Source organism: Nocardioides carbamazepini (assembly GCF_024614185.1).
Lineage (GTDB): Bacteria > Actinomycetota > Actinomycetes > Propionibacteriales > Nocardioidaceae > Nocardioides > Nocardioides carbamazepini.
Map to the genome: position 1 here is coordinate 255,967 of NZ_JAHTLF010000003.1, position 17,399 is coordinate 273,365.

At 71.0% G+C, this 17,399-nt stretch carries 19 protein-coding genes and 3 tRNA genes; 14 read left to right on the forward strand and 8 right to left on the reverse strand.

Translation table 11 applies throughout. The features are described 5' to 3' along the window. Nucleotides 1–43 precede the first annotated feature (43 nt). Nucleotides 44–637, reverse strand: coding sequence for a mycothiol transferase (locus tag KVF89_RS01755; RefSeq protein ID WP_257422815.1), 594 nt, complete (start codon nt 635–637; stop codon nt 44–46). 93 nt (nt 638–730) lie between these two features. Here KVF89_RS01755 and KVF89_RS01760 point away from each other — a divergent pair, with 93 nt between their 5' ends. The 4 genes from KVF89_RS01760 to KVF89_RS01775 all read left to right on the forward strand — a co-directional run bounded on the left by KVF89_RS01760 (nt 731) and on the right by KVF89_RS01775 (nt 4,693). Beyond that, nucleotides 731–1,729 carry an aldo/keto reductase gene (locus KVF89_RS01760; protein WP_257422816.1) on the forward strand — a complete coding sequence of 333 codons (999 nt, stop codon included), beginning with the start codon at nt 731–733 and terminating at the stop codon, nt 1,727–1,729. Between the two features lie 167 nt (nt 1,730–1,896). Further along, nucleotides 1,897–3,177, forward strand: coding sequence for a serine--tRNA ligase (serS, locus tag KVF89_RS01765; protein WP_257422818.1), 1,281 nt, complete (start codon nt 1,897–1,899; stop codon nt 3,175–3,177). Next, nucleotides 3,174–4,058 (forward strand): HAD family hydrolase, encoded by an 885-nt coding sequence (locus KVF89_RS01770; protein WP_257422820.1) that lies wholly within the window; start codon nt 3,174–3,176, stop codon nt 4,056–4,058. The genes serS and KVF89_RS01770 overlap by 4 nt, the downstream gene beginning before the upstream one ends. Continuing rightward, nucleotides 4,055–4,693, forward strand: a complete 639-nt coding sequence (locus KVF89_RS01775; protein WP_257422821.1) for a hypothetical protein — start codon at nt 4,055–4,057, stop codon at nt 4,691–4,693. The genes KVF89_RS01770 and KVF89_RS01775 overlap by 4 nt, the downstream gene beginning before the upstream one ends. A gap of 9 nt (nt 4,694–4,702) precedes the next feature. Here the strand turns inward: KVF89_RS01775 and KVF89_RS01780 are convergent, their stop codons facing one another. Next, nucleotides 4,703–5,341 (reverse strand): bacterial proteasome activator family protein, encoded by a 639-nt coding sequence (locus KVF89_RS01780; RefSeq protein WP_257422823.1) that lies wholly within the window; start codon nt 5,339–5,341, stop codon nt 4,703–4,705. Nucleotides 5,342–5,524: 183 nt separating this feature from the next. Between KVF89_RS01780 and KVF89_RS01785 the strand changes: the two genes are divergently transcribed. Both KVF89_RS01785 and KVF89_RS01790 read left to right on the forward strand, forming a co-directional pair. After that, entirely contained in the window at nt 5,525–6,115 is a 591-nt protein-coding gene (locus tag KVF89_RS01785; protein WP_257422824.1) for a hypothetical protein, read from the forward strand. A gap of 13 nt (nt 6,116–6,128) precedes the next feature. After that, the gene (locus KVF89_RS01790; RefSeq protein ID WP_257422825.1) at nt 6,129–6,515 is read left to right on the forward strand and encodes a VOC family protein; all 387 of its coding nucleotides are present in this window, start codon (nt 6,129–6,131) and stop codon (nt 6,513–6,515) included. Here the strand turns inward: KVF89_RS01790 and KVF89_RS01795 are convergent, their stop codons facing one another. The 3 genes from KVF89_RS01795 to mobA are packed head-to-tail and all read right to left on the reverse strand — an operon-like array spanning nt 6,516 to nt 8,505. Further along, entirely contained in the window at nt 6,516–7,493 is a 978-nt protein-coding gene (locus KVF89_RS01795) for an NAD(P)H-quinone oxidoreductase (protein ID WP_257422827.1), read from the reverse strand. A 38-nt stretch (nt 7,494–7,531) separates the two neighbouring features. After that, nucleotides 7,532–7,855, reverse strand: coding sequence for a DUF6457 domain-containing protein (locus KVF89_RS01800; protein WP_257422829.1), 324 nt, complete (start codon nt 7,853–7,855; stop codon nt 7,532–7,534). A 56-nt stretch (nt 7,856–7,911) separates the two neighbouring features. Beyond that, complete coding sequence (gene mobA / locus KVF89_RS01805) at nt 7,912–8,505, reverse strand: molybdenum cofactor guanylyltransferase (protein ID WP_257422831.1); 594 nt, start codon at nt 8,503–8,505, stop codon at nt 7,912–7,914. Nucleotides 8,506–8,556: 51 nt separating this feature from the next. Between mobA and KVF89_RS01810 the strand changes: the two genes are divergently transcribed. Then, nucleotides 8,557–9,372 (forward strand): carbon-nitrogen hydrolase family protein, encoded by an 816-nt coding sequence (locus KVF89_RS01810; protein WP_257422833.1) that lies wholly within the window; start codon nt 8,557–8,559, stop codon nt 9,370–9,372. Between the two features lie 112 nt (nt 9,373–9,484). Further along, the gene (locus KVF89_RS01815; RefSeq protein WP_257422835.1) at nt 9,485–10,504 is read left to right on the forward strand and encodes a hypothetical protein; all 1,020 of its coding nucleotides are present in this window, start codon (nt 9,485–9,487) and stop codon (nt 10,502–10,504) included. A gap of 121 nt (nt 10,505–10,625) precedes the next feature. On the opposite strand, the gene KVF89_RS01820 is transcribed toward KVF89_RS01815, so the two are convergent. Beyond that, nucleotides 10,626–10,710 (reverse strand) — tRNA-Ser (locus KVF89_RS01820). Nucleotides 10,711–10,814: 104 nt separating this feature from the next. Between KVF89_RS01820 and KVF89_RS01825 the strand changes: the two genes are divergently transcribed. The 3 genes from KVF89_RS01825 to KVF89_RS01835 all read left to right on the forward strand — a co-directional run bounded on the left by KVF89_RS01825 (nt 10,815) and on the right by KVF89_RS01835 (nt 11,755). After that, the gene (locus tag KVF89_RS01825; protein WP_257422837.1) at nt 10,815–11,273 is read left to right on the forward strand and encodes a hypothetical protein; all 459 of its coding nucleotides are present in this window, start codon (nt 10,815–10,817) and stop codon (nt 11,271–11,273) included. Nucleotides 11,274–11,374: 101 nt separating this feature from the next. Beyond that, nucleotides 11,375–11,465: transfer RNA gene (locus tag KVF89_RS01830), tRNA-Ser, on the forward strand. A 155-nt stretch (nt 11,466–11,620) separates the two neighbouring features. Beyond that, complete coding sequence (locus KVF89_RS01835; protein ID WP_257422839.1) at nt 11,621–11,755, forward strand: hypothetical protein; 135 nt, start codon at nt 11,621–11,623, stop codon at nt 11,753–11,755. Nucleotides 11,756–11,779: 24 nt separating this feature from the next. Here KVF89_RS01835 and KVF89_RS01840 read toward each other — a convergent pair whose 3' ends face one another. Then, nucleotides 11,780–12,787 carry a phospholipase D-like domain-containing protein gene (locus tag KVF89_RS01840; RefSeq protein WP_257422841.1) on the reverse strand — a complete coding sequence of 336 codons (1,008 nt, stop codon included), beginning with the start codon at nt 12,785–12,787 and terminating at the stop codon, nt 11,780–11,782. A 96-nt stretch (nt 12,788–12,883) separates the two neighbouring features. Between KVF89_RS01840 and KVF89_RS01845 the strand changes: the two genes are divergently transcribed. The 3 genes from KVF89_RS01845 to KVF89_RS01855 all read left to right on the forward strand — a co-directional run bounded on the left by KVF89_RS01845 (nt 12,884) and on the right by KVF89_RS01855 (nt 14,645). Further along, nucleotides 12,884–12,956: transfer RNA gene (locus KVF89_RS01845), tRNA-Arg, on the forward strand. Between the two features lie 215 nt (nt 12,957–13,171). Next, complete coding sequence (locus tag KVF89_RS01850) at nt 13,172–13,408, forward strand: helix-turn-helix domain-containing protein (RefSeq protein ID WP_257422842.1); 237 nt, start codon at nt 13,172–13,174, stop codon at nt 13,406–13,408. Then, a complete protein-coding gene (locus tag KVF89_RS01855; protein WP_257422844.1) occupies nt 13,401–14,645 on the forward strand; it encodes a tyrosine-type recombinase/integrase in 1,245 nt (414 codons plus the stop codon). Before KVF89_RS01850 ends, KVF89_RS01855 begins: the two co-directional genes overlap by 8 nt. Before the next feature lie 211 nt (nt 14,646–14,856). Here KVF89_RS01855 and KVF89_RS01860 read toward each other — a convergent pair whose 3' ends face one another. Continuing rightward, nucleotides 14,857–17,274, reverse strand: coding sequence for an AAA family ATPase (locus KVF89_RS01860; RefSeq protein WP_257422846.1), 2,418 nt, complete (start codon nt 17,272–17,274; stop codon nt 14,857–14,859). Nucleotides 17,275–17,399: the final 125 nt, after the last annotated feature.

The following is a 17,399-nucleotide window of genomic DNA, read 5'->3' on the forward strand; positions in this document are numbered from 1 at the left end:
GGCCGGGACCGCGCAGCGGCGGGGCGGTGGTCCTCCGCCCGGATCAGGCGCCGATCGTCCCCGGCGCCGGCTCGAACGGGGTGAAGAACGGGTTGGCCGGAGCCCCCTCGACCGTGAGCACCAGCGCCGGGACGGAGACGCCGTCCAGCTGCTCGCGGATGATGTCGGCGTGACCGGCGTGACGCGCGAGCTCCTCCACCTGGTGCAGCAGGAAGAAGCGCAGGTGGATCGGCTGCGGCTCGAACCGGCCGTGCCACGGCTCTGCCGGCGCGAGCACCTCGGCGCCCGGATCGGCGTCGGCCAGCGCGGCGAGCAGGTCGGCGCGCGCGGCGTCCCAGGCAGCGAGGACCTCGAGCGTCGTCTCGTCGTCGGTGAGCCGGAACTGCGCGAGGTAGGCCGCGACGCCCGCCTCGCTGGTGTCGTGGGCCGCCGCCTCGCCGCGCAGGCGCCCCACCGCGCCACGCATCCCGTGGAGGGTGTGCTTGAGGAGGCCGCCGATCGACAGGTCGCTGCGACAGGGCGTGGCCCGGGCCTGCTCCTCGGTCAGGCCGTACGCCGCGGCCCGGATCGCGTCGAGCTGCTGGTCGATGTAGCGGGTCAGGCTGGTGATCTCGTCGTCGAGGGCGGGTGCGTACATGAGGCGGCTCCGATTCCGGGTGGGGGTGACGTCGTCAACCTAGGAGCGGGCACCGACACCGGACCGTCACGCTCCCCGACTACCGTCGGGGACATGACGTCCCCCTCCTCCGTGACCCCCTCCGCCGTGACCCTGGGCCGCTCCGGCCTCGTCGTGTCCCGTGTCGGCCTCGGCTGCAACAACCTGGGCCGTCCGGGCGCCGCCACCGAGTCGCAGGAGGGCAGCGACCGTGTGGTGGGCGCCGCTCTGGACGCCGGGATCACCCTCTTCGACGTCGCCGACACGTACGGCGCCACGCCCGGTCTCGCCGAGGAACGGCTCGGGCGATCGCTGGGCGCCCGCCGGCCCGACGTGATCGTCGCCACCAAGTTCGGCATGGACATGGGTGGGATCAACGGGCCGGACTTCGGCGCCCGCGGCTCGCGCCGCTACATCCGCACCGCCGTCGAGGCCTCGCTGCGCCGCCTCGGCACGGACTGGATCGACCTCTACCAGTTCCACACCCCCGACCCGCGCACCCCGATCGAGGAGACGATGTCCGCCCTCGACGACCTGGTCCGCGCGGGCAAGGTGCGCTACCTCGGGCACTCGAACCGGTCCGGCTGGCAGATCGCCCAGGCGGCGTACGTCGCGCGCGAGCTCGGCGTCGAGCGGTTCGTCTCCGCTCAGAACCACTACAACCTCACCGACCGCCGCGCCGAGCTCGAGGTGCTGCCGGCCGCCCGGGAGCTCGGGCTCGGGGTGCTGCCGTACTTCCCGCTGGCCAACGGCCTGCTCACCGGCAAGTACGCGTCCGGCTCCGCTCCCGAGGGCACGCGGCTGGCCCGCACCCGCCGGCATCTCCTCGAGGACGCCGTCTCGCCGACGCTCCAGGCCTACTCGGCGTTCGCCGCCGCCCGGGGCGTCTCGGAGGTCACCGTCGCGATCGGCTGGCTGCTGGCCCAGTCGCCCGTCTCGTCGGTCATCGCGGGCGCGACCTCGCCCCAGCAGGTCGCCGCCAACGCCGCGGCCGACGCCTGGGTCCCCACCTCCGAGGACCTCGCCGAGCTCGACCTGCTCTTCCCCGCCCCCGACCCGATCTCGCCGTTCTGAGGCTGTGGCCGTGCAGGAATCGCCGCTGAGGAGGTGCTTCCTGCGCTTCTTGACCGTTGCAACGCGCAAGAAGTGGCAGTTTCACCGCTTCAGCGGCGATTCCTGCACGGCGCTTCAGACACAAACCGATGCGCGGGGTGTGGGGCCCGGCGGCTAGCCTGAGCGGCATGATCGACCCGCGCATCCTCCGCGACGAGCCCGACCGCGTCCGTGCCTCGCAGGCCAAGCGCGGGGCGTCTCCCGACGTGGTCGACCGCGCGCTGGAGGCCGACACCGCGCGCCGCGCGGCCATCGCCGCCTTCGAGGAGAAGCGCGCCGCGCAGAAGACCTTCGGCAAGCAGGTCGCGCAGGCGAGCGGTGACGAGAAGCAGGCCCTCCTGGCCCAGGTCAAGCAGCTCTCGGTCGAGGTGAAGGACCTGGAGGCCGCGCAGTCCGGCGCCGACGAGGCCTGGACGACGGCCCTCAAGGCGATCCCCAACGTGGTCGCCGACGAGACCCCCGCCGGCGGCGAGGACGACTTCGTGGTCCTCGAGGAGGTCGGTACGCCGCGCGACTTCGCCGCCGAGGGCTTCGAGCCCCGCGACCACGTCGAGCTCGGCCGCATGCTCGGCGCGATCGACCTCGAGCGTGGCGCCAAGGTCAGCGGCAGCCGCTTCTACTTCCTCACCGGCGTCGGCGCCCAGCTCGAGCTGGCGCTGGTCAACCTCGCCATGGAGCAGGCCCGCAACGCCGGCTTCACGCAGGTGATCGCGCCGTCGCTCGTGCGCACGGAGGCGATGGAGGGCACCGGCTACCTCGACCAGGGCGGCGGCGAGGACATCTACCGGATCGAGGGCGAGGACCTCTACCTCGTCGGCACCTCGGAGGTGCCGATGGCGGCGTACCACTCCCAGGAGATCCTGGACGGCGACAGCCTGCCCCGCCGCTACGCGAGCTTCAGCCCGTGCTTCCGCAAGGAGGCCGGCTCGCACGGCAAGGACACCAAGGGGATCATCCGGGTCCACTGGTTCGACAAGGTCGAGATGTTCGTCTACGCCACGCTCGAGGACGCCGCCGCCGAGCACCAGCGGCTGCTCGCGTGGGAGAAGGAGTTCCTCGGCAAGCTGGAGCTGGCCTACCGGGTGGTCGACATCGCCGCGGGCGACCTCGGCGGCAGCGCGATCCGCAAGTTCGACTGCGAGGCGTGGATCCCGACCCAGGGCAAGTACCGCGAGCTGACCTCGACCTCCAACTGCACCGACTTCCAGACCCGGCGCCTCGACACCCGCGGCCGCTTCGGGGACAGGACAGGCCCGATCGCCACCCTCAACGGGACGCTCACCGCGATCACCCGCGCGATCGTCGCCGTGCTCGAGACCCATCAGCAGGCCGACGGATCGGTGCGGGTCCCGAAGGCGCTGCAGCCGTTCATGGGTGGCCTCGAGGTCCTCGAGCCGGTGCAGAGGTGAACCACCCCACGACGAGCACGCCGGCACCGGGCGAGCCCGGCTGGAGTCCGCGCCTGGTCGCCCTCGACATCGACGGCACCCTGCTCAAATGGGTGGCGGGGCTCGGGATGAGCCACGAGGAGGTCACGCCCGCGGTGCACGACGCCGTCCAGCGGGTCCTCGACTCCGGCGCCCACATCGTCCTCTCGTCGGGCCGCGCGCCGCACAACATGACGGTCGTGGCCGACAAGCTCGCTCTCCACGGCCACGGCGAGAAGCTGTGGATCGTCGCCGCCAACGGCGCGGTCGTGCTGCGCTACCCGCCGGCCGAGGTGGTCCACGAGGTCACCTTCGACGCCCGCCCGGCGGTCGCCGCCGTCCTCGAGCAGCACCCCGACGCGCTGGTCGCGGTCGAGGAGCGCGGCGTCGGCTACCGCGTGTCGGGTGCGTTCCCCGACGGCGAGCTCGGCGGTACGACGATCGTGGCCGCCGTCGAGGACATGGTCGCCGAGCCCGTCAGCCGCGTGATCATCCGCGACCCGAAGGCCACCGCCGAGGACTTCGTGGCGCTCGCGGCCAATCTCGGCCTGCACGGCACCGACTACATCGTCGGCTGGACGGCGTGGCTCGACCTCGCGCCCGTCGGGGTCTCCAAGGCGTCCGGCCTCGAGTACGTCGCCCAGCAGCTCGGCGTCGACCGGGCCGACGTGCTCGCCATCGGCGACGGCCGCAACGACATCGAGATGCTGCAGTGGGCCGGTCGCGGGGTCTCGATGGGCCAGGCGGTCGACGACGTGAAGGCGGTCGCCGACGCGGTGACCGACTCCGTCGATGACGACGGCGCCGCCGTCGAGATCGGGCGCTGGTTCCCCGCCGCTGGATCTGGTGGGATGGACAGGTGAGGTCCCCCCGACTGCTCCGTGCCGCCCTGCTCGCGGTGCCCGCGACGCTCGTCGTGCTGCCAGGGGCCGCGTCGGGGCTGGAGGGCGGCCTTCCCGCTGAGTGCGCGCCGGTCGACCTCACCGACGAGATCGCCGTCGACCAGCGCGCGGCCGCGTCGGACGACGTCTTCGTCGGCCGGGTCGACGCCGCGACGCCGACGGCCGGTTCGGGCCGGGTCGCCTACGGCGTCACCGTGCGGCGCACCTGGCGCGGTGACGTCGCCAAGGGCCAGCAGGCCGCGGTCACCGTCGACTGGCCGGTCGGCGCGCAGCCGGGCGTGCAGCAGGGGGCGTCGTACCTCTTCTTCACCCGCGACACCGTCGACGGGATCGTCGCCGACGCCTGCGGCGGCGCCGTGTTGCTGCCCAAGGGGCTGACGCCGAAGATCGCGGCGACGCTCAAGGCCTATCTCGCGTCCGTCGAGCCGCCGCCCGTGCCGGAGCCGCCGCCCGCGCCGGTCGCCTTCCACCAGCCCGACGAGCCGCTGGGCGACCCGCCGCAGATCGGGCGGGTGCTCGCGTCCGGCGGCGCGATCAGCCTGATCGGCCTCCTCGGCCTGTTTCTGGTCTCCCGCCTGGGCCGACGCCGACCCTAGGCTGTCGGCTCAGAGGTACATCCCGCCGGAGGACGGCTGATCGCCGCCCTGCTGGTCCGGGGCGGCCTGCTCGTGCGGCTGGCCGCCCGGCGCGCCACCGGGTCCGCCCGGGCCACCGAGGCTCATGCCCGGGGGCAGGGCGCGGCGGATCTGCTCGAACTGCGCGCGTGCCGCCATCTGCTGGGCGTAGATCGCGGTCTGGATGCCGTGGAAGAGCCCCTCGAGCCAGCCGACCAGCTGGGCCTGGGCGATCCGCAGCTCACCCTCCGACGGGATCGTGTCCTCGGTGAACGGCAGTGAGAGGCGCTCCAGCTCCTCCACCAGCTCGGGGGCCAGGCCCTGCTCGAGCTCGGCGATCGACGAGCGGTGGATCGCGGCGAGCCGGGTGCGGCTGGCCTCGTCGAGGGGCGCGGCCTTCACCTCCTCGAGGAGCTGGCGGATCATGCTGCCGATCCGCATCACCTTCGCCGGCTGCTCGACGAGGTCGGTCAGCCCGCGCTCGCCGTCGCCGTCGTCGTCACCGGTCTGGCTGGTCTGACCGGCCTGGCCGGCCTGCTCGACAGCGGAGGCGGGGACGGTGCCGATCGGCTGGCCGTCGGGCCCGATGACGACGATCTGCTCTTCGCTCCCAGAGGCGTTCTCGCTCATGCCCCCAACCTACCGGCACCCCCGCGCTCGGCCCGGCCGCCCGACTGATCCCCTCGTTGGGGGATGGCGCCGCCGTCGCGTCGGCGTAGGTTGCCAACGGGCCCGGCCGGGGCCCGGTGTGAGCTGCCTCGACCGGTTCTGCGGACCTGCACGACCCAGAAGCGCGACCGAGGAGGCAGCACGATGTTCATCCAGATGATCCAGGGCCCCTGCACCCGGCAGGACGAGGTCCACACGATGCTCGAGGAGTGGCGCCGTGACCTGGCCGCCGGCGCGACCGGCTGGCTGGGCGGCACCTATGGCTTCACCGACGACGACCAGCTGATGGCGGTCGTCCGCTTCACGTCCCGCGACGCCGCGACGGCCAACTCGGACCGTCCCGAGCAGGGTGCCTGGGCCGAGCGGCTCGGCGCGTTGATGGACGGTCCGCCCGTGTTCCACGACTGCGACGACGTCACCCTGCTCCTCGACGGCGGCTCCGACGAGGCCGGCTTCGTCCAGATCATCACGGGGCGGGTCGACGACCCCGGCCGCCTCAAGGCGATGCTGGCCGACACCACGACCCTGCACGAGATGCGCCCGGAGATCCTGGGCGGGACGCTTGCGATCGAGCCCGACGGCTCCTTCGTCGAGACGGTGGCCTTCACCTCGGAGGAGGCCGCGCGGCAGGGTGAGCGGATCGAGCCGCCCGCCGACGTACGCCGCGAGCTGGCGTACGCGATGCAGGACGCGACCTTCCACGACCTCCACCACCCGCGCTTCCAGAGCGCCTGAGGAGGGCCGTCCGATGCTGCTGGAGGGCTGTCAGGTCACCGCGAACATCCCGGCCGCGGATCTCGAGCGCGCCCGTCGGTTCTACGCCGACACCCTCGGCCTCGAGCCGGTCGACGAGAACCCGGGCGGGCTGGTCTACCGGACGGGTGGCACGGACTTCTTCCTCTACGAGACGCAGGAGGCGGGGAAGGCCGGGCACACCATCGCCCAGCTCCACGTGCCCGACGTCCGGCCCGTGGTCGAGGAGCTCAGCGCGTCCGGCCTGACTTTCGAGCACTACGACATGCCGGGCGTCACCTGGGACGGTGACGTGGCCGGGATGGAGGGCATGGGCCACGCCGCCTGGTTCAAGGACAGCGAGGACAACATCCTGTGCCTGGACGACAGCAGGCCGGTCTGATCAGGGGGTGAGCACGACCTTGCCGACCGCGTCGCCGGACTCGATCATCCGGTGCGCCTCGGCGACGTCGTCGAGCGGGAGCACAGCGGACACGACCGGCCGGATCGTGCCGTCGGCCACGTGCGGCCACACGTGCTCGACGACCGACGCGCAGATCCGGGCCTTGCCCTCGACCGGGCGCGACCGGAGGGCGGTCGCGATGACGGCGCCGCGCTTGGACAGCAGCTGGCCGATGTTCAGCTCGGCCTTCGCGCCGCCCTGCATGCCGATGATGACGAGACGGCCCTCGTCGGCGAGGACGTCGACGTTGCGGGCGAGGTACTTCGCGCCCATGCTGTCGAGCACGACGTCGGCACCGGCGCCGTCGGTGGCCGCCCGCACGACCTCGACGAAGTCCTCGTCGCGGTAGTTGATCGCCACCTCGGCGCCCAGCTCGCGGCACCGCGCGAGCTTCTCCTCGCTGCCCGCGGTGGTGAGCACCCGGGCGCCGGACGCCGCGGCCAGCTGGATCGCGAACGTGCCGATCCCGCCGCCACCGCCGTGGACGAGGAAGGCGTCGCCCGGGCGCAGCCCGGCGACCATGAAGACGTTCGACCACACCGTGCACGCCACCTCGGGCAGCGCCGCGGCGCTCACCAGGTCGACGCCGTGGGGGACGGGCATGACCTGCCCCTCCGGTACGACGACCCGGCTCGCGTAGCCGCCGCCGGCCAGCAGCGCGCACACCTCATCACCCACCGTCCACGCCGTCACGCCGGGGCCGACAGCGGTGACGGTGCCGCTGCACTCCAGCCCGATCACGTCCGAGGCGCCGGGCGGCGGCGGGTAGAACCCCTGGCGCTGGAGCAGGTCGGCCCGGTTGACCGCCGTGGCGGCGACGTCGAGGAGGACCTCGCCGGGGCCGGGCACCGGGTCGGCGAGCTCGGTGACGAGAAGGGTCTCGGGGCCGCCGGGGGCGGTCTGGGTGACAGCGCGCATGCAGGCAGTCTGACAGTCGGCGTGGTGGCCGGCCGGCGTCAGACCAAGGAGTCCTCGTCGGAGTAGTCGGCGTCCGCCAGCTCCTCGAAGTCGACGTCGACGTCCTCCTCGGCGGGCGCGCCGGCCGGCCGGTCCCACGACTCGGCGAGGGCCTGGGCCTTCGCGGCGAGCCGCTCGACGGCGTCGGGGTCGGCGCCCCGCTCGCCCGCGGCGAAGCCGAGCAGGAAGGAGGTCACGAATCCGGCAGCGGGGTGGACGTTCTCGTGCGTGATCCCGGCGAGGTCGACCAGCAGGCCCTCGTCAGCCTCGGCCTCGATGTCCAGGACGTCGCACAACTCGTCGATCCAGTCGTGGAGGTTCACCCGACCAGAGTGATACGACGGCCCGCCCGGTGACAAGGGTTTCGGACAGTCCGGGGTCAGTCCAGAGATGGTCCCTGGGAGGCGATGTCGCGCAGGTCGCTCCAGGTGTCGATGTCGCGGGCCTCGTCCCCGACCGGCGCCACCGCGACCAGGTCGAGCGGCGCCAGCAGCGCGCGGACCGACAGACCGTGCTGGCCCTCGTGGTCCGGCCGGACCGCGTCCAGGCGGGCGGTCTCCACGACGAACGCCAGCTGGCGGCGGCCGTCGGCGTCCGCGAGCACCGCGCCCTCGTGGCCCACCGCCGCCTCCTGCAGCCGGCGGAAGGTGCCGGAGTGCAGCCGCGGCATGTCGACCGCGAGCACCGCGAGCGTCGGGAACGTCCGCAGCAGCATGTCGCGCCCGGTCAGCAGCCCGGCCGCCGGCCCGCCGAACCGCGGCTCCTCGCGCACGAAGGTCACCGGGCGCTCGGTCGGCACCGGGTGCCCCACCACGACCACCTCGCTCGCGTCGACCACGGCGTCGAGCGCATGCTCGAGCAGCGGACGACCGTCCACCTCGATGGACGCCTTGTCGACCCCGCCCAGGCGCGACCCCTGCCCGCCGGCCAGCACGATCGCCGCATATCCGGACAGTCCGCGCTCGATCACCACGCCCCCGAGTCTCCCAGAGTGCCGGGTTCCGGGCGGGCCTACGCTGGCACCGTGACCAGTCCCACCCCCCGACAGCTCCGCCTCACCCTGGTGCAGGCCGCGTCGGCGCTCGACCCCGCGACCAACCGGGACGCCCTCACCCGCCTCACCGCCGAGCATGCCGGGGACGCCGACCTCGTGGTGTTCCCGGAGGCCTACGCCCGCGACTTCGGCGAGGCCGGCTCCGACGTCAGCCCGTACGCCGAGCCGGTCGACGGTCCGTTCGGCACCGCGCTCGCTACTGCCGCGGCGGCACAGGGCACCACGGTCGTCGCCGGCATGTTCGAGTCCGGCCCGGACCCCGAGCGGCCCTACAACACCCTGCTCGTGCGCGGCGCCGTCGCGGCGTCGTACCGCAAGGTGCACCTGTACGACTCCTTCGGCTACCGGGAGTCCGACCGGCTCAGCGCCGGTCCGCTCGAGCCGGTCGTCATCGACGTCCGTGGCTGGCAGGTCGGGCTGATGACCTGCTACGACCTGCGGTTCCCCGAGCTCGCGCGCGCCCTGGTCGACCGCGGTGCCGAGCTGATCGTCGTGCCCGCGGCCTGGGTCGCCGGGCCGCGCAAGGTGCACCACTGGCGCACCCTGCTGGCCGCCCGCGCCATCGAGAACACCGTGTACGTCGCCGCCGTCGGCCAGCCCGCGACCCGCTACTGCGGCCACTCCCTGGTGCTCGACCCGTTCGGCGAGGTGCTGGCCGAGGCCGGCCCGGGCTCACCCGAGGAGCCGGAGGTCGTCCGGACCGTGATCGAGCGCACGGTGCTGGAGGAGGCCCGCCGCGTCAACCCGTCGCTCCGCAACCGCCGCCTGCCTCCCGCCGAGCTGTAACTACCCGTCCAGGTCACTGGCGTACTGGTCTACGGGTCAGGTAGCGACAACAACAGACAGTTACAGCTGTCGCCTCCGCTGCGCTGCCACACACCGGATAGGCTGCTCCTCCGTGTCCCGCACCCCCTCTCGTGTCCCGCTCGAGCAGCGCATCGGCGAGTTCGGGGCCTCGCGGGCACCGCTGACCATCTGGTTCGTCCTGGTCGTCCTCGCCGCGGCTGGCCTGGTCTGCGCGATGCTCCCGGTCGGACCCGTCTGGTTCGGGACGGCGGGCGCGGTCGGCGTCGCGACCGCCTTCACCTGGGGCCTGGCGGCTCGGACCGGAGGCCGCCCGCTGGTCTTCGCCCCGCTCGCGCTGGCCTGCGGCCTGGCCGCCGTGGCCTCGGACAACGAGCTGCTGCTGACCGGTGCCGCGGTGGGGACCTCCGCCGTCGCCGCCGTCCTCGGCGTCATGATCACCGTCCCCGCGGCCGGGATCGCCACCGCGGCCCGTGAGTGCGTCGTCGGCCTGCTGGTGGCCGGGGTCGGTGCCATGGCCACGGTGGGCTTCGAACCGGCGATCCAGAAGGAGCGCTTCGAGTACGTCGGGCTCGGGCTCGCGTTCGTGGGCGCCATCGTGCTCGTCCATCGCCTCGGCGCCGGCTTCCACGGCCTCGGCCGCCGCGGCCTGATCATCGTGGCGATCGGCGCGGTCGTGCTCGCCGCGACGCTGCTGTACGCCGAGCTGTTGCGCCGCTACGGCTCCACCGGCCTCGTCGACCAGCTGCTGGACTGGGTGGCGTGGAGCCGCGACACGCTCGGCGCCTTCCCGCGCCCGATCGCGAGCGTCCTCGGCGTCCCGGCCCTCGCCTACGGCTGCCACATGCGGGCCCGGCGCCGCCAGGGCTGGTGGGTGTGCGCCTTCGGCGTCGCCGCGACCTCCTCGACGGCCACCGCCCTCGCCAATCCGGCCGTCTCCGTGCAGGAGGCGGCCCTGTCGGTCGTCTACGGCCTGGTCGTCGGCCTGGTGCTCGGCTGGCTCCTCATCCGGCTCGACCTCGCACTCACCGGCAACCGCGGGCGGGGCAGCCGCGTGGCCGAGCAGGCGGCCGCCGTACGCCCGGAGCCGGGGCGGTTCGCGCCGCTGCTCTGAGGGCGCCCCGGCTTGTAACTAAGGGTTACAGCGCGGATTTCGCTGCACGAGCACCCGGGTAGGTGTCACAGCACCCGGGTAGATGCCCTCGCTGCTGCGCGCCGCCGCAGCAGCCGCTACGCAGAGGGGGCGGGATTCGAACCCGCGGTAGGTCTCCCTACGACCGCTTTCAAGGCGGTTCCGATCGGCCACTCCGGCACCCCTCCTGAGTTCGGTACGACGCACGCGCCGGCCGGACACGCCGTCGAGTCTAGTGGGCGCGCTGCCGCTGCTTTGCCCCGTCCTCGCCCGGCGATGAACAATGCCGGTCATGAGCAGCACGCAGCCCAACCGGGTCACCGACTACCGCCTCGCCCCGCCGGTGATGGCTCGCTTCGTCGGGGCGTACCTCGTCCTGCTCGCGCTGGTGCTGCTCGTCGTGACGGCCGCGGTCGTGGCGGCCGACCTCAACGCCGACCTGCTGGTGCTCGTCCTCGGCGTGGGGATCCTGGGACTGATCGGCCTCGCGTGGTGGCTGCGCTCGCGGCTGGTCGTCGTCCGGCTCACCGAGGCCGGCTACCAGGTCCGGATGATCCGCGCCGCCGGCGCGACCGAGGCCCGCTGGAGCGAGGTCGAGGATGCGGTGGCGGCCGCGCCCTCGGGCATCGACTGCCTGGTGCTGCGTCTGCGCGACGGGCGCAGCACGACCATCCCGATGCAGCTCGTCGCCGCCGACAAGGACGACTTCGCGCGCGACGTACGGGCGCATCTGCGGCGCGCCGCGCGCTGAACCAGGACCCGGGAGTCCGCCGTCGGGGGGCCGATTGGGCCGCTCCCCGGCGATCCTTGTAGCCTTGCCCACGCTGGCCGGTCTGTGACCGGTGCGGTGGAGGAGGCGTCGCCTAGTCTGGTCTATGGCGCCCGCCTGCTAAGCGGGTTTGGGGCTACAACCCCATCGAGGGTTCAAATCCCTCCGCCTCCGCCGCGAGACGAGGCCCCCGGTCGACACGGCCGGGGGCCTCGCATATTCCCCTGGTTTGGGGAAGGATGTTTGAAAGCGTCCTGTGGGGGTAGGCGCCTGCGGCTCGGGTACCCGGAGGGACGGCGCCCGGCCGCCCACCAGTGAGGGGAACACTCATGAAGAAGCTCGCTCGCAAGACCGCTTTCGCGCTGGCCGCGCTCATCACCGCAGCCGGCATCGTCTCACTCCCGACGGCGGCCGAGGCCGACACCGGCTGGGGCTGGCGGGTCTTTCCCGGCGCGCACCGCTGACGGAGGCGCTCGGGTCCTGTCTGGTCAGGACGGCGTGACGTCGTCGTCCTGACCGGCGATGCCCAGCGTCCCCATCGTGTAGCCGAGCTGGAAGCGGGTCTCGGCGTCGTACTCCTCCTTGAGCTCGGCCACGTACCCGGCGTACGTCCGCGGACTGACGCCGAGCCGCTTCGCACTGACCGCGTCGGCGTGCCCCTCGATCAGCATCCGGATCGTCATCGACCGCTGCTCCGACGCGATCTCCTTCGTCACGCTCTGTCCCGCGCTCGCGAACGGTCGCCCGCGGGCGAACGCCCGCTCGAAGACGTCGACGAGATAGGCCACGATCGCCGGCTCGCGTACGACGACCGCGGTCGCCAGGCTGTCGGCGGCCGGGATGAGGGCGACCCGGCGGTCCACCACGATCATCCGGTTGAAGAACTCGTCGAGCGTGCGGACCTCCGCGCCGTGCTCGGTCACCGTGGCGACGTACTTGTGCGTGGCGGGGTGCCGGCGGGCGCTGTGCTGGTAGAGCGTCCGCATCGTCAGGCCCCGCTTGAGCGCGGCCACGTCGCGGACCGCCGCCTCGGCCACGGTCTTCGCGCTGCGCGTCGCCTGCGGCTGCGCCGTCAGCAGTTCCTCCTGGGCCTCGCTGACCAAGGTGGTGAGGTAGGGGTTGATCGCCTCGCCGTGCAGGTAGAGGAACGGCCCCGACTCGCTCGCGGCCGGCGAGCGGCGCCAGCTCTGCGCGAGGTGCGAGAAGGCGCTCGCCCACCGCGCCGACTCCTCCAGCAGGCGCGCGCCCTCGTTGCCCAGGGGGGTCACCACCCGCGACTGCGCGTTGCTCGGCTCCAGTGGTCGCCAGGTCTTGCGCGTCGCGTCCAGCTGCAGCAGACCCAGCTCGACCAGCAGGTCGAACGCCCGGCGCAGTGACGCCCCGTCCTCCAGTCGCGGATCGTCCGCCGCCAGTCCGCCCTCCGCGAGCACCTGCTCGTAGAGTCCGATCGCCTCCTCCTCGAAGAGGGCCCGGTCCTCGGGCTCGTAGGAGGTCATGGCGTCATGCTTCCACACCGTCCCGGGCCCGGTGGCGGCGGTGATTCGGCATCTATGGGCCCCCTCGGCTATTCTCGTGCGGTCGCCCGGCGACGAGCGCCTGTAGCTCAACGGATAGAGCATCTGACTACGGATCAGAAGGTTTGGGGTTCGAATCCCTACAGGCGCGCAGATCGGATTCACCGCATGACCTGCGCAAACAGGTTCCGAGGCCCGCTTCCCCAACCGGGAGGTGGGCCTTTCTCGGCCCAGAAACTGGCTCAAAAACTATTCGGGGCCGCTTTGTCGTCTTCGGTCGGCTCGGGTCGCGAGTCCCCCCAACGTCCCCCCGCGTCCCCCCGGATCTGTGATCGCTCGGGACTGGTTTCTGCACCTTGGTGCCACATGGAGACCACCACGCACCCCAGCACCCTGACCACGACCGCAGCCGACACCCTGCTCCTCACCCTCGACGAGGCCGCCCGGCAGCTGTGCTGCGCACGCCGCAGCGTCGAGCGCCACGTCGCCAGCCACCGACTCCACGCCGTCCACCTCGGCCGGTCCGTGCGCATCGAGCGTCGCGAACTGGAGCGTTTCATCGCCCGGATGCGAGACGGGAACGGGCAGGTGCGGGATGAGTAGGCCACGCAAGGCCGCTGAGGAGACCACCTCCACGATGTACCAAGGCGCCGACGGCAAGTGGCACGCCCGCGTCACCATGGGCCGGCGGCCGGACGGCAGCACCGCCCGTAAGCACGTCCAGCGGCGGACGAAGGCAGAGCTGCGCGACGTAGTCCGCGACCTCGAACGTCGCCGCGACGCCGGCACCTTCGTCTGGACCAGCGATGACATCACGCTGGGTCAGTGGCTCGAGCACTGGCTCGAGTCCGTGCTGCCGATGACCGCGCGATGGAAGACGCTGTCGACGTACCGCAGCCAGATGCGCGTCCACGTCACACCTGCCCTGGGACAGTGGCGACTCAGCGAGATCCGCCCCGAGCATCTTGAGGAGCACTACCGAGGGATGCAGACCGACGGCCACTCTGCGCACGTCATCCGCGGCGTCCACCGTGTCCTGCGGTCCGCCCTGAACGAAGCGGTACGCCGTCGCCGGCTCGCCATCAACCCCGCAGTGGTCGCCAGGCCACCTCGGGCCGAGGACATCGAGGTCGAGCCGCTCTCGGTCGAGGAGAGCCGCCGCGTCATCGCGGCCGCGCAGTCCACCCTGCACCCAGCTCGATGGTCGATCGCCCTGTCGCTCGGACTGCGGCAGGGCGAGACGCTCGGACTCCTCTGGCCAGACGTCGACCTCGACGACGGCGTCCTCCGGATCCGGCGAGCCGTCCAGCGCCACACCTGGGAGCACGGCTGCCAGCTCGATGACGGTTCGCCATCCTGCGAGCGAAAGCGCGGCGCCGAGTGCGAGCACCGGACAGGCGGCGGGCTCCAGCTCGTCGAGCCGAAGACCAAGGCATCGAAACGGACCATCGTGCTGCCCCAGCCGCTCGTCGATGAGTTGAAAGCGCACCGCGCGGTGGTCAACCGCCGGCGACTCGCGGCGGGAGCGGACTGGGACAGCGACCACGACCTGGTCTTCCCAGCGGCGAACGGCGGGCTCATCGATCCAGCCCGGGACCACACCGAATGGAAGGCTCTCCTAGAGCGAGCCGGCGTCAGGGAGGTCCGCCTCCACGACGCCCGACATACAGCAGCAACCCTTCTCCTGCTGCAGAACGTCGACATCCGGACCGTCATGTCCATCATGGGCTGGACCGAGATGGCCACCGCCCAGCGCTACACCCACGCCGTTGACGAGCTACGACGTCGCGCAGCTCGACAGATGGGGACGCTTCTCTGGGATGGACAGGCGGGAGGGTGAACCATGGATCGCATCCGGAGGTAGGGCATTGCGCCCACTGTGGGCGCCCACACCGCCCACTATGACGCAGGTTCACGGCGCCCTGCCAGGTGCGTGCCCGCAAGCGGTAGTTGCAGGAGCGGAGTTGTTGAGTTCGAGTGATTTGGCTGTACCGCGTGTTGTGCGGGCTGCTGACGATGACGTGGTGCCCAACGGGCCGGCGGTCGCCTGATCAGGCCGACGAAGTCGCGTCTGTCTGCGAGTTCCGGACGGCCTGGTAGGCGAGACTGGTGATCGCCTTCTGGAGCTCGGCGTAGTCGTCAATTTCGTCTTGTGGGTCCTCGTGGAGCTTGAACCGCGATCGCCACGACGCGAGGGTCTTCAACACTTCGTCTGCTTCGGCCGAGTAGTCGAGCTGGGCTTCGATCTGCTCGATCAAGTTGAGAACGTCCTCACGGCGTGCCGCTCCCTTCTGGGTGCGGGTGAACTCGCGCTTGATGCGGTTGATTCGCGATGAGATCTGGTCGACGTCTCCGGCGCGGACGCTCTCACGCTGAAGGTAGGCGAGCCGCGACAGGAGTGTGCCGAAGTTCTGCTGGGCGGTCGTGAGGTCAGCAGCCGTGGTTACTCGCGTTCCGGTGTCGTCGTCCTCCCCCGCGAGGATTTCGGTGACCGCTCGTGCGAACGCGATCTTGTCGAGGTGGAAGTCGTCGACCTTCGCGGCGGCGGCGATCGCGCTCTGTAGCGCGTCGAGCAGACCCTTAACTCCGGCATCTGAGCCGTCTTCACCGAAGACCATCGCCTGGGTGAGGTTGAGGCCGTGCACGTCGACAGCCGGAACGAACTCGCGGCAGTAGCGGGCTGCCGCGTCGATCGCGATGTTGAGTGGTAAGAGGTCCTCGATCGCAATCGCTCCGCAAGGGTTGTCGACCGCGTCAGCGTTGATGGCTTCACCGATCTGGAGGACGAACCGGTCGTCCATGACCGGCTTGCCGTTGTTCCCTCGCGTCTGGAGGTCTTGGCGGGCCTTGTCGCCGGGCTTGTCGGAGTCGAGCAGAGCGACGATCGCTGGCTTCTCGACGTCACGGCCACGGGCGAGGTAGACCATGTACGGCACATGTTCGGTGCCGCCGGCCGGGACGATCGTAATGGCGTTGAGGTCGAGCCGGTCACGTGACGCGACCTTGACCGTCTTGAGCCACCGTGTCGCCCCAGCAAGGAGCACCTGGTCGGAGGGGCCCTCGACGACCAGGTTGCAGCCCGAGATGAAGGTGGTTTCGGCGACGAAGCTCCCGAACGCCGACCTGAGGGGTTCGTAGTGGTTGGCTGCGACGCTGCGTACGACTCGGGTCCCCTCGTCGTACTCGCCTTTCTCGAGAACACGGATCCGTCGAGCGTCGTTCTTGTCGATCAAGAACGGTGAGTGGGTGACGTAGACGACCTGGACCGGCTTCCTTTCAGGGTCCTGCGGGTGTGCGAAGTCTTCAAAGATGCGGAGCAGGTCCTGCTGCGCCGAGGAGGAGAGGAACCGGTCGGGCTCATCCATCAGCAGCACTTCGGGCCGAGTGTCGTCGGCACGCTCGTGTGCGAGGTACTGGACGAAGTACGACAGGTAGTACTTAAGGCCGTCACTGCGCTCGTCGAAGCTGTACGACTTGCCGGTGCGGTCGCGGATCTCGAACTGGAGGTCGAAGTCGAGGGCCGACACGACCAGTTCGAAGTGGGAGTCCTGGGACCACCACTTCGGGAAGTTTAGGGCTCTGGCGATCTTGTCGTTGAGGGTATCGACGAGACTGGACGCGTAGCCGTTCTTGTTCTTGACCGCGTTCGCGAGTTCGGCGATCTGTTCACGCTCGATCCGTGCCACCTTGAACAGGAGGTCGGCGCCGAGTTTGTACTGCTGCAAGGTCGCCGGGTCTGGAGTCTCGACGATGTTCGCGGGTGAGAAGTTCGCTGCGATCGCTGCGGCGGACCCTTGGATCGTTGTCTCGTTGGCGAACAGGCCCGAGTGGGTCTTGAACCGGTCGATGATCGAGGTGACGAAATCCCGGCTGAGCGCCTTGTCCGGTGTGTCTCCGATCAGGAAATCCCAGGGGATGGAGTTGGGCAGCGGGACGTCGGCGTCGATCTCGGTGATGGCCGGCATTCGGAGCTTCTCGATGAGGGTCGGCTTCTTGACCTGGTAAGCCTCGGACCAGACACCGCTGGTCTCGACGTAGGCGCGCAGCCTATAAGCGGAGTTCATCCTGAAGAGGGCGAAGCGGGTGGGGTCGCCGATGTCGGTCGCTCCTGTCATCTCGGAGATGACCTTGACGTCGTCCGGGGTGATGTCGGTGAAGATGGCGCCGAATTCGGGGAGCACCATCTCGGCGCCGTCTCCGAAGTAGGGGGAGTAGCGGCAGAAGTCGCTTCGGTCGTACCCGGTCCCGTTGAGGGCGGCTTTGATGGCGCGGAGGATCTGGCTCTTGCCGGACTCGTTCGCGCCGACGATGGTGGTGGTGTCTGGTTCGAGCATGAGGCTGACGAACGGGTAGTCGCTGCCGTTGGGGGTGGTGTCCCACGGGTCGGGTGTGTAGTTCTCGTGGGAGGCGCGGAGGTAGTCGTAGTTGAGCGACCGGTAGAAGCGCGTGTAGATCTTGCGGAGTCGCATGGTGGGCCGCCTCCAGGCGTCGCCGAACGATATCGGCATCTTCGATGGCTGTTCCGGGGGTCGGACCGGGCGCCGCGAACGCAGTGTTCGACGCGCGGTGGCCGACTCACGCTAAATGCGTGACC

Coding starts and splice junctions, on each gene's coding strand:
- KVF89_RS01755 (WP_257422815.1), bottom strand. CDS start 637: ATGTACGCACCCGCCCTCGACGACGAGATCACCAGCCTGACCCGCTAC.
- KVF89_RS01760 (WP_257422816.1), top strand. CDS start 731: ATGACGTCCCCCTCCTCCGTGACCCCCTCCGCCGTGACCCTGGGCCGC.
- serS (WP_257422818.1), top strand. CDS start 1,897: ATGATCGACCCGCGCATCCTCCGCGACGAGCCCGACCGCGTCCGTGCC.
- KVF89_RS01780 (WP_257422823.1), bottom strand. CDS start 5,341: ATGAGCGAGAACGCCTCTGGGAGCGAAGAGCAGATCGTCGTCATCGGG.
- KVF89_RS01785 (WP_257422824.1), top strand. CDS start 5,525: ATGTTCATCCAGATGATCCAGGGCCCCTGCACCCGGCAGGACGAGGTC.
- KVF89_RS01790 (WP_257422825.1), top strand. CDS start 6,129: ATGCTGCTGGAGGGCTGTCAGGTCACCGCGAACATCCCGGCCGCGGAT.
- KVF89_RS01795 (WP_257422827.1), bottom strand. CDS start 7,493: ATGCGCGCTGTCACCCAGACCGCCCCCGGCGGCCCCGAGACCCTTCTC.
- KVF89_RS01825 (WP_257422837.1), top strand. CDS start 10,815: ATGAGCAGCACGCAGCCCAACCGGGTCACCGACTACCGCCTCGCCCCG.
- KVF89_RS01835 (WP_257422839.1), top strand. CDS start 11,621: ATGAAGAAGCTCGCTCGCAAGACCGCTTTCGCGCTGGCCGCGCTCATC.
- KVF89_RS01840 (WP_257422841.1), bottom strand. CDS start 12,787: ATGACCTCCTACGAGCCCGAGGACCGGGCCCTCTTCGAGGAGGAGGCG.
- KVF89_RS01850 (WP_257422842.1), top strand. CDS start 13,172: ATGGAGACCACCACGCACCCCAGCACCCTGACCACGACCGCAGCCGAC.
- KVF89_RS01855 (WP_257422844.1), top strand. CDS start 13,401: ATGAGTAGGCCACGCAAGGCCGCTGAGGAGACCACCTCCACGATGTAC.
- KVF89_RS01860 (WP_257422846.1), bottom strand. CDS start 17,274: ATGCGACTCCGCAAGATCTACACGCGCTTCTACCGGTCGCTCAACTAC.